The sequence below is a fragment of the Gammaproteobacteria bacterium genome, from assembly GCA_013697705.1.
Lineage (GTDB): Bacteria > Pseudomonadota > Gammaproteobacteria > UBA6002 > UBA6002 > UBA6002.
This window is the reverse complement of the sequence record JACCWJ010000050.1, coordinates 17,215-29,628: the sequence shown is the minus strand read 5'-3', so window position 1 is coordinate 29,628 and position 12,414 is coordinate 17,215. Positions and strand designations below refer to the sequence as shown.

The window sequence follows — 12,414 nt, the reverse complement described above, 5'->3', positions numbered from 1 at the left end:
CCGTTAGGTGACTCAAACTCGGTAACTTTGTAACGCCTTGGCTCTCCCCGTCTGCTAACAAAATACTTAATCCCACCACCCGCATATCAAACGGCGTGTGATTGATCATCATTTCCGAGAGTTGTTGGGTCACTGCTAAGGTGGCTCTTCGTAGCACTTCCTTTGCCAGTGGCGTTAAGAGTTTCATCTGGCTAAAGCCCATATTAACGCCGCCACCGACTACGGAGCTGACACCGACCATCGCGGCTTCCCGCCAGGATACCTCTGCTTGTGCATGCAGGCCCACCAGTAATTCTTGACCAGCTGCGTCGATCAGGGTGGCCATCACACCGCCCAATACCAAGGTGGCGGACCCCACCATGCTAACGCCCATCGCGCTGAACATGAGCGGCATTAATGCACCGGCTAGCATCGGGGCGATCATATTAGCAGCAACGACGGCTAAGACGGCGATGACCGTTTTACCAAAAATCACCATCGGGTTTGGGTGCAGTTTGTGTTCCGGGGTTTTGAGGTGCGGATAGATAGCGCCTAATATTTTTTGCGTAAAGAGGTAATACGGCGTGCGCATAAAGGCTTGGTTTTTAGTGGGGAGTGGCGCGGGGATATGGAGTCCCGGATAACCTGCAAATAAACTACTGCTATCGACGAGGCCATTGGCTTGCGTGATTTGATCGCTGTAACTTTCACTACCGGTCATCTTCATCGCCAGACTATCTGACGTATCATTTTGCACCACGCTTACATTTTGCCTTGCAATGGCCGGGGCGGTAATAATTAAGTTTGAGGAGTTATCACCTTTGTGTTTCCGTTTATCCAGCGTCGCCTGCAGTTTTTGCGCTGAGCTGAGGTGACGCTCTTCGACATACGGGCCGGCGGGGTCGGACATCGGGGTGAACTCGCTGTTTTCGCCGCGCCACTGACTGGCATTCCCCACTTCAACGCCGCCGTGATCGGTCACCGCTCTGCGCACCAAATTTAAACTCGCGGCGCCCGTGGTGGTGTTAAATACCCCTAGGTTTTGGTCTTGCGTACTTAAAAAATGGCTCTCTGAGCCCTTAAGCTGTAAACCCTCGGGGTCCCCGAAACCGGTATATATATCTTTAGTAAAAATCGATTTCGCGGCGGTGTTCTGGAATGCCACCAATGGCGGGTATTTGGCCTTCGGATCGGTTTCATCTTGCTGGCCCGTAATGGCGCGGGTGCTGCCATCGGCATTAAAATAGGCAGTCGCCGCCTGATACGGCGTGCCTCCCCGCGGGAGGGGAGTGATAGTTTGGGGGCCCTCTTCCGTCAGGGGACTCTCAATTCGTCTACCGGATGCCTTCTTCAGGGTAGGTTCATCCCATTTCGCATACTCATTCGTAACGATATCCACCACTAAGGTTTCGCCGCGATCATTATTATTATCCGAATTCGATTTAACATAGTTTTTGGTATGCTGAACAATGGGATAACCGCGCTTGGATATCTCCGTATAATCCACCTGTGTTACCACGTTGGTGTCCTTATAATAAGTCTGACCGGTGCTCCAGCCATTCCGATCGTAGCGAAAATCAAATTGCTCATTATTACTCGTCGTGATTTGACTTAAATCATTAGAGGCATTAAAAACCCGAGTTAAATTGCCATCGGGGCGGTTAATCGAGGTTAATAATTTATCCTTATTGTAACCCAGCGTGGAGGTAATGTTGTTGTGCAGTTCGGTGCGGCGCAGGCCCTTGGCATAACGAAACTCATAGCCTTCTCCCACCGTCACAAAACCATTCACCACCGTGCCACCGCTGATCAGTTCGTTATCCGTTTGAGAAAACGTGTTCCAGCTCTCTTTATCGAACAACTTTTTGTGTTTGATCGTTAACCGACTGTTTAAGTGCACGCGGTTACTATTAAGATCATAGCCGGGTGTTAACGTCAGGTTGTCATCCGTTAACCTAATGTCGCGGGTCAGCAGATCTAAATAATTATGCTGGGTGCGTTTGCTGGTCACTGACGAGTCATCTTGAATCGTTAAGATACGCTGCACTAATCGCCCTTCCTCATCCAGACCATACTCTGTCGTGACACCATTGGACTCTTCACTCGTTAAGCGGCTGGCAAGATAGCGGCGTTTTAAGATGAAGTTAGCCACGGCGGTGACATAAGCACTGATATGCCACTCCGGGCCATTATCCGTATTGATACTGACGCGATGGACTAACAACCCTTGACCGTGATCACCGCCTCTGCCGGAGCGGATCACTAACAGCCCGACATAGTTATAAGCACTGGTATATTCGGCGCCGCTTAAATCTGTGTGGGTCTGCTCCAGTCCAAAGTAGTTGCGGGTATACTCCAGCGACGTGCCATCCGGATACGTGATATGCAGCACCCTATCATTACGATCCTTCGTTAAAATCGTGATCTCGCCCAGCGGCTGGAAATACGCCTCCATAAAACCGGTGGCATCATAGTTCCGACGGTAGGTGCGATTCGCATCCGCATCATAGTTGCCGATATTCAGTTCGTTATAACCAAAAAACTGATCAATCTTTTCGGGTGAGCTGAGTTTAGTAATATGATTGTTGTGATTAAAATACTGATGCCACCACGCGTCGGTCATATCTTGATAGCGGCTGGTTCGCCCTAATGCATCAAACACATTCTGGCGCGTGCGCGTGCCATCGGCTAGATATTCTTCAACCTCCTGCCCGGCCGCATCCACCTTAATCCCGCTCGTATTGCCTTTCGGGTTAGTCATCCCAATAAAATGACCGGATTCATCGTAGCCATGGTAAGTCGTCGGGCGCAGGGGCGTGGCACTCAGGGTGTACTTGACATAGCCGTTAATTATTTCTTCTTCATAGCAGCTAACCGGCGATTCGATGGTCTTTTTTTCCTGGTCGCGGAAATTATATTCTCGATTGGTGACCGCCCCAATCGCATTGACTTCTTGAAGCTTATGGCTCCACGCATTGTAGGTGTAGTAGCGGATCGGATGGATCGTGGTTTTTTTCACGTCAGTTAATACCGGCGTAAATGAACCATCTATTTTCGTCGGATAACTTTGACTCGGATAAACGGGGTTGCCGCGGGTAATACTAAATAGATTTTCGTAACTGGCGACCTTATACGGATATAACCCCACCGGCATATCACTGACATCCAACACGACGCTTTGCAAGGTATCGGTGATCAAAGGCAGCGGCGTAAGATAGGCAATTTGCGCCTTGCGATCCAGACTCATATCTAAAAATGTCACCGTCGGCATTTCCGTGAACGGGGCAAACGGCGTGATATACAGAAGCGTGCGCGGCGCGAACACCGCATTAACAATTTGCACGGATTTACCGCTCTTAAGATCCAGCCATTCGTTTAAATTTTTATCGGGGTTATCCACTACGACCCAATCACTGTCCTCATTGAGCTCGGCTGGCTTTGGTTTTGCTGACTGCGGTTTACCCACCTCTCTTAGCGACGCATACACTTGGCCATGGTGGATAAACAAGTGCTGGCTATCCGGTGTCGACGCCTCATCACCCAGCATTTTCATTTGGGTGGGATTAGCTTTATTGGCCGCCCAACAGGTGATCGGAATATTTTTAGCTTTTGCATAAAGTAAGACACTTTTATCACCCGGAAAATGGGTCGTGAGGAAACTAATATATTCTGCGACCACCGCTTTATCATGACAGAAGTTGATCAGTTCACGTTCGCAATCTGCCAACGCCACTTCCGCGCGTAAGTATTCTTTTAAGAACACCATTTGATCATTATTTTGTAAGAGTGCGTAAACACCCTGCGAATCTAAATGATAAACATCGCAATCTAGCGCTATTTCCAAGCGCTGAATGAGTTTCTTCATTACGGCTTGCTGGAGGTGGTGTTGCTGCTGTAACGTTTGCCACGCCGCATCTTGGCTCGAAATAAATCTACCGCTATCAAGCGCCTCAATGATTTCCTGCGCTAAGGCGGGCGCGGCTATTCCCGGATTTAGGTTACGTAACGTCGTCACAAAATCGGCGGCGCTCGTGCCTAACGCCGCAAAAATATCCGCGTGCTGTAAACGGGTACGTTCAAAATATTTTGCTTGCGTGAGCTGACCTTTAGCGTCGGGGAACAGCGCCTGATAACGCCGCGCTCCTTTTCGTTTAGGGGCCGTTTGATCTTCAGGTACGGCGGCAATTAAGAGCGGAATCCACAGCGTTTCTTGTTCATTTACACTCGGGGGCATCGCTAAATCTACGCTTAACGACGCAATACTTTTCACCTCATGGTCAAAGCTGAATTGATTATCCAGCGGCGTAAGCGTGACGGATTGTTGATACGGCTCGGCATCTATCCCTACGTAATCACAGATTAAGCGCAGCGTTTTATCGGCAAAAGAAGGATTAATTTGGCGCGTGACGGTAGCGGTTTGCGCTTCTATGCTTAACGCGATAGAAAAATCAATTTCCCGGGATAAAGGCGCGGGCGCCGCGATCGGCGTGTAAAGGGTAAACGCTAAAGTGGGCGCACCCGCTATCGCACTATAAAATGGGTGTAACGTATAAGCGCCCGAAGGATAAGCGCTTAAATCAAGCAGTGTTTCCCCTTGATAACTAAGGTCGGCAATTTTTTGTGTGCCCTGCCATAACTCAAGGCGGGTCAGTCCGGCCGTTTTTCCGGTTAATTTAACGGTGGTATCGGAAGCACTTAGCGCCACTAAGTTGTGACTCGTGGTGGTATTGTTAGAATCAAATTGCACAGTGCCTTGCGTTTTATAAGCAACGATCGGTTCCGGCTTCCCAGGTACCGTGATTTGATAGAGCAATTCATAGTCATAAAGATCTGTCGCCAAATGACTGACATCGACTGCACGCAGTTCTTCACCCTGTATAATAATAGGCAATTCGGTTTGAACCCCACCGCCATGGGTTTTAATAAGGAATTTCAATCGATAGGCGCGCTCTTGCGGCAAGGGAAAAGTAATTAAAAATTGCGGGCCATTGTCCGTTTGCTGTTGCACCGGTTGCATACAAAGCGGTACGGGAAGGGACTGCATATTAACGTCTTCAAAATAGGCGGGTAATATTTCTGCAATGATATTACCGCTGAGTGAGCGAGCCAGTTCGGTGCGCTCTGCCTGCCCCATATCCATCGTCATCACCTCCGACAGTTCTTTATAACTTAGCGACTCGAAGTCTGTCCAAGGGGAACGAAGGGTAAGCGTATCTTGTTGCGCGGCATTTTGTAATTTGAGGTAATAGGCACCTTTACCGGCATTTGTTTTCCAAACGTGGCCCACTAAATCAAACTCTGCGCGCAGCGGGTAGGTAATACCGTCACGTCCCTCTGCGATGATCTGACCAAAACTATCACGCAGGCGATAGGTTGACCGATCCAGGACTAACTCACTCTTACTCATCGGTTCATAAGTAGTAGTATAAAAAGCCGTTACGAGCAGTAAATTACGGCGATCATAACCAGAACGCTTTTCCGCCATAACGGACACGCTTCTAAATTGCAACACCAGCTTCGGGTCAAATTGCCAGTTACTGAGCTGATGCCAACGGCGCGCTTGTTTTTGAGTTGCGGTATAGGTCATCGCAAATAATGTTCGCTGGGCATCTTGGGTGAAGGCCGGGTTGCCTTGGCTATTGTTGAGAATTAATTCTTCTTGATCTTCTGGATCCGCTTTTTTTCGAGCAGGCGGCGTGTCTATTAAGGGATATGCCGCGCCTTGTTTAAAGCGGCGAGTGCGCACCCGTTCTCCAGCAAAATTGACCCCATAATAGGTCAGTGGCACGAGGGTGAGTGGTTTATCGTTATCATCCAAACTCTCGCGAGGTACCCCCGTACGCGCAATTTCCATATCACGCTGATCATAATAAATAGAATAAGTATTTTTTCGGGCATCGGTGACGGAATCAAGTTTATCCGTAGGGGTATACGTCTGAAGAATATCCAAATCACTCGTAACATCGACTAAGGTATAAAATTCATCTTGTTTAATTAATTTCTGAAAATCAGCGTTAACGTACGTTATTTTTTCAGCGAAGCCGTTAGGGTTATATTTCGTTTTCGTAATTCTATCCTTGGCAGGATTCTGAATTACTTTTTCAATAAGTGCAGCAACCGACATGGCAGGATCAGGACTTTCTGAAAGCGCATTAGCATATTCACGATGTTCCCTCTCCTCATTAAAGCTATTCATGATATCAATGATGACATAAAGGTCCGGATTAACCGTCGCCACTTTATTACCATTACGATCAAACCAGTAAAGCGTGGTTGCCCACGTTTTGGTATCGGGATTAATCAGTTTCGATTCGAGACAACATTTACCGCGCGCATTATAGTCTTTTTTAAATTGGGTAAGGGCTGTGCCAGAGTTCCAGTCATCCGGCTTAACCTCATTCGCACAATAATAAAAAATGGGGCCTTTTTCTTCTAGGGTAATATTATCGCGGCGATCGCGCTTAAATTTAGTCGTACGGTCTTTGGTAATATCCGGTATTCCGACCATCAAATCGGTCATGGTCGCAAGCGTAATGCCTTTACTGGCGTAATCATTTTTTAATTTTACCGGGTCAAGGGATTTAGCATATTTAGTTTCTTGCGTTGATTTATTAAAGGCATCGAATTGGGTTTCCGTGATACTGCCTTCCCCATCAATTACAAAGCGCTGATTACCCATGCTATCGTGAACAAAAAAGGTAACATTCCCCGCTTCGTCGGTTGACACCACCAGTTGGCACTTACCATCATAGATAAAGCCGCTCGTTACCGGTCCCACTATCACCGGCGGATTTTTAAAATCTACCTGGGCATTGGGATTATCCACTGCCGCTCGGGGTACTTCAATACGCAGGGGTTTATTGCATTTATTGTAATAGGTGGTCATCTCCCGCGCATCACTGCGCCCCGCGCCTTCGATAACCGTTATGGAATTATTTTCCTTGTTATAGATTTTTTGACGCGTGACGGGCACTTCATCTTCTGTTGCGCTCAGTTGACCGGTATTCCCGAACACCGGACTATAAGATACTAAGGTTATGGTGGATTTAGGACTGGTATAGGCAATCTCGCGATTATCGCGGTCATAAAGATAAGACCATACCGCCTTATTTTTGTCGGTATGGGTGAGCTTATTACCCATGGCATCATAGGTAAATTCCTCACTGTTACCCCGTGGATCGGTGACTTTGCAGCGGCGATTGGCGGCGTCATATTCAAACGTTGAAATACGATCACCCTTGGTTTTATCCGGCGTCCATTCCGCCGTCTTCAGCGTGCTGACTAATACAGCATAATCTTGTGGCACCGGCTCCAGCTTATGACCAAAGCGACATTCCAGCGTCATATTGCTATTTTTATCATACGCATAAAACGTGACATTACCTTCTGGGTAAACGCGGTAAATCGGATTATTGCGAACATCATACACCGTAAAGGTCGTTGCGTTGTTCGGATCATTGCTTTGTGAACGGGTAAAAATTTCCGCCTCCGATAACGTGGTAAGCTGCTCAGGAGTCGGGGCTTTTTGGGCATACAAAATTTCAGTGATTGAATTGCCATTATCGTCAAACCGAGATTCTAATACGTACCCTTCCGGATCAATTTTAAATCGCTCTAAACGTTTGCCGGTAATAATACAGGGACTCAAGATGTAAGTCGTTCTGCGGTCCAAGGGACTGGGGTTAGCCTTCATTAAGGCGGCCATTTGAGAGGTGGTATTATTTTTAGCCTTGGTAACGTCAACCTTAGTGGCATACATAATATCGGCCACTTTGCGATCGGCGTTATCATAGCGTTTCTCGGTAACGGCGCCTAAATTATTGAGCGTGAAGCTTTCTAATCTATTTTCATCGTAGAAAAACCAGAGTTCCTTATCTTCAAGATTGTGTAAGTTAGTCGCAAAATCTACCATCTGAGCGAGGGTGGTTTGCTCGCTTATCGGTTGAGTTAAAATACTTTTATAGTGGCATTCGTAAATGACATCGCCTTCGGTATTGTATCTTTTTTCGATAACGCCATTTTCGGGGTCAACTTTAAAGCGTTCTCGGCCACATTTATCATAAAAATAATACGTTATGTAGTCGTGTTCATCGATGGTCGCAACCACTTGGTTGACGGCATCTAACTTTAAGGTGGACGTTAGATTTAAGGGCTCGCCTTTGCCGGGCGGTGGCAAATCAATGACCTTGCCGATGTCGCGATTAATAGCGTCTTGTTCAAAAGCCGCGTTATAAATATTATCAAGCGGGGTAATACCTTGCATTTCAAATGATTTTTTTTGTTGACCATTGTACTGGGTGGTATGAGTTAAATTTAAATGTGTGTTCGCTTCGTCTATAGGTGCTCCGACCGGAATAGGATCAACAATTTGTTGGGTTAATAAATTACGTTTATCATGCACATTCGATGTGCGATGCTCTAACGGATCTATTTCTAACGTCCTTCTTTCCCAGGCGTCTAATTCAAACTGCGTGATTAATTTAGCATTGTCCGGATCTACAATAATTTGTTCCAAGCTACCGACACTATTATTAACAAATTTCGTTTGATTTTTGTTGGCATCAATATGGCTATTTTGAAGATGAATTACATCATACCCATCTTCTATCACATAATTTTTGGCTTCACTTGGCACTTCTTGCGCGTGCTGGGTGGCCTTACCCGCTGATTCATGACGCCAGGTTTCTTTATTATTTACACCATCTTCGTGCGATACATTTTCAGAAAAAACGTTTTTAATAACTAGCTCACTATTGCCTTTAGGATAAATAGTTTGCTGACTGCGCGTAGCTTGGTTATACACATGGGTGGTGGCTTGGCTTAATGAATTAGTATTGGTAATGACACGATCAAATCCATCGAGTACCAACGTTTCACGGGTAACATTTTCAGGGTCGATGACTTGCACAGTGCGACCGAGGCGATCATTAATAAACTGGGTTTTATTGTCTAGTGCATCATAATGAGCGGTTTTAGCACCAAACTGGTTATTGTATTCATAATGATCATGGGTTATTTCCTGGTTATCACTCGCAATCTTAGCAGTTTTAGCTTCCAGGCCACGAATCTCATATTCATGTTTTATTTTATAATAAGTGGTTTGACTAAGGGGCAGTATCTCTTCATCCGGCTGCTTAAACGCAGTATAGGTTTTTTGAGTTACATAGTTTTCAGGGTCGATTATTTTTTCGGCTAAGCCCCGCTTATTGCGCACATAACACGTAATTGCGTCTTTATCTGCTTGCTGTAAAGCATTTAAGGTAGTTCGAAATTCCGGCGTGATAAAGCCGCCGGTCAATAACAAAAGATCCGTCGGAGAGATTTTTTGATCATATTTACGCATTTCGGTAATTTCATTAAAACTATTTAAAGTAGTTTCAATGATGGCACCGCGGGCGTTAATCACTACCGTCGGTCTTCGATCTAAATCATAGAAATAATAAATGGGATGGCCTAAAGGATTGATACTTTTTATTTTTAAACCCGTATCATCATATTTGTGTTCATAAAACTGTTGCTCAGGGTTTTCAGTATCAGATTCTTTAGTCAGTTGTTCGAATTGATCATATAACATAGCATGAGCACGCAAGGTGTCATCATCAAAACCCCCTTTAACCGTGCCATCGTAGGCCTTATTTAAGAGGGTACTATCCATACTATCGTAATTTTTTTCAGCGATTTTGTTAAAGGGTAAAGAACTTTTCACAAGGCGATTTTTTTCATCGTACTCATAAGTAGATTTTTGATCTTCAGAAGAAGGTGTAGGCACGGGTAGATTATTATTATCTCTCCAAAGTTTATGCAGTGGGGTAGCATAGCGAGTGGCCTGTTTTGCTAATCCGCAAGGGTTGTAAGCGTGAGTCGTGACATAGTTTTCCGGATCCACTTCTAAAGTGCATTGACTACGCGCGTTGTAATAGTAATAAGTGTGCGCATCCTTCTCGCTGTTAACCGGTGGCATAACATCATTTACATTGGGTTTATGCTCAGTTTTAGTAGCATAACTAATTTTTTCATAACAACGATTGCCTGCATCGTATTTTTTCTCAATGACATAACCAGCTGGGTCTTGCTCTACAAGGAGATTGTCATCTTTATCATAAAAATATTGCCACCACCGATCTTTGTTGCTATCAGGAATTAAGGTAATAGCACCACCTTGTTTTAAATTTTGCAGTTGTTGTTCTGTTAATGGATCATCATAATGAATTTTTCCGATTACCCGATTAGCTAGATCATACCGGTTTTCAATGACATAGTTATCTGCATCAACTTCATATTGAACTCTTCCCGAAAGATCCAAAAATTCATAGTGAATACGATCCAGGCTATGATCCTGCGCTGCAAGCTGTTCTTGTAATATACTTAATTGCGGCAACAAAGTCGGAATGGGGAATAACGCTTTAACATCTACGTTATAATTATACTCAATGGTTGCTCGATAGTGTTGTTGCACATTTTCTTGATACTCGATCACCCGTCCCAATTGACTAACGGTGAAGCCTAAGCGATTTTGACGATCATAAAATGAAATAATAAGTGTTTTATCCGGCAAAGTGGTAACAATAACTTGACCGATTAGATCGCGGGAATATTTTGTTTCCCGCGTTTGCTGCAGTAAATCTGAAATATTTTTGTTTGACGAAACCAATCCCAGTTGATCGAGCTGTTTTAAATTGACTTGTTTATTCGGATAGGTCTCTTTAATTTGTAATGGAATGCTGGGATCAGTAATATAATCATCATGGGTGTTATAGTTTAGCGGATCAAACAAATCAACCCGTCGTTGCAGTGCATCAAATTTCTGGCTCGTAGTAGTATAAGTCGTATCTGTTTGTTGTTCGGCCAATACTTTTAGATTGCCAAACTCATCTTTGAATTGGCTGGTATAACCCATGCCTTGCGGCATGCCCTTGCCCTTCGCGTCAATTTCTGCATAGGTTTTAATTACCGAACATTGCCCGCGTTCGTCATAAAAATATCCATTAAGACCGATTTCCTGCGGATTTTGTGCACTCACCCACGTTAACATGTCTAGCAATGAAATGGGTGTGGGTTCTGAATTGTCTCTTTTAAAGAAATTAGTTAAATAGATTTTTTTATACTGTGGGTAGCCATAGCCGTCCAACTGTGAATTAATGAAGGGAACATATTCTATCACACGCCCTTCGGGGCTAATTTCAAAACGTAAAAATCGATGCCCTTTTTTATCATAATTATCATCATAAATAAAATACGTCACCGCTTGAATATCATCCGTCAGCGTTTTAGCCTGAGCAAATAATTCTGGTTGATCGGATTGCCCGTAAAAATATTGTATAGTTTGATTGTTAGGAGCCTTCTTTTTTATGCGTAAATCAAAGAGGGGATCATAGGTGTTTTCTGTCACGCCATGATCAGGATCGATCACGGATTCAAGTTGGCCTGATTGGGTATAGGTATATTTTGTGGTATCGATAGCTTTATCTAGATTGCTATAGCCCGTTTGACGGTCTACCTGAGTGATGCGCGAAGCCGAATCCATATAAATTTTTGTCAGTTGAAAGTTTGGGTCACTGATAGAAACTTGTAAGGGTTGGCTATAATCAAAACGTGTCCGACTATTTTTTCCTGCATAAATAACATCTACAAAAGCATGATTTTCGCCTGTATAACCAAATGTACAACGCGTACCGTCGGATTGGAGAATGTAAGTTAGCTGGTTAGCAGGATAAACATAATTGATTTTATAATCACCTACCTGCGATTCCGTCAACTGACCATTTTCAAATAGGTAATTTGCTAATTGAGAGCGGTGCTGATCATCTCGAACAAGATAAATACTGACATTAGTGGGTGTATAATAAATTTCGTATCTTGTGCCTGACGCGCCCATGATCGCACTTAAACGAGACCCGGTATCATACTCATAGGTGGATGTACGACCCTCTTCATCATATTTTTTTCTTAATAAGCCTGCAGCATCGTAAATTTCAGTGATCTTGGTGTAAGGATGGTACCACTGCCACTGATTATTATTGTTATCATAAATTAAATAGGGAGTACCATTATTTAACCCGGGAGCCTTATATTTTTTTTGCACAGGATCATAAATATAAGACGTCTCATGACCATCTAACTCAATTAAAATACCCGGTATATTAGGCTGCGAAGGGTTAGGTAATTGCTTGAAACGTCTTGCATCCGCCGCCAAACACCACTGGTTATTGGGTTGGTGATTAAAGACATAATAAAATTCTAACGGGCCATTCGCTTCAACTAACCGGCACACATGATCAAACACCACTAGATTACCATTAGCGACATTCACATGTATTTTTACTTTTCCTTGACCAAATTCTTTAGCAGGGAATATATCGCCTACCTGTTGTAACGATGAATAGGAAACCCCTAAACCTTGTCCGGTAACAATTGAGTATGGAGATGCGATCATGT

Annotated in this window: 1 protein-coding gene; it reads right to left on the bottom strand. The window is 44.5% G+C overall.

Annotated features, from left to right (window positions below; translation table 11 throughout):
• Nucleotides 1-12,412 (bottom strand): RHS repeat protein (locus H0U71_09880; GenBank protein ID MBA2655354.1); only part of this gene is annotated, 12,412 nt, incomplete at its 3' end.
• Between the last annotated feature and the right edge of the window lie 2 nt (nt 12,413-12,414).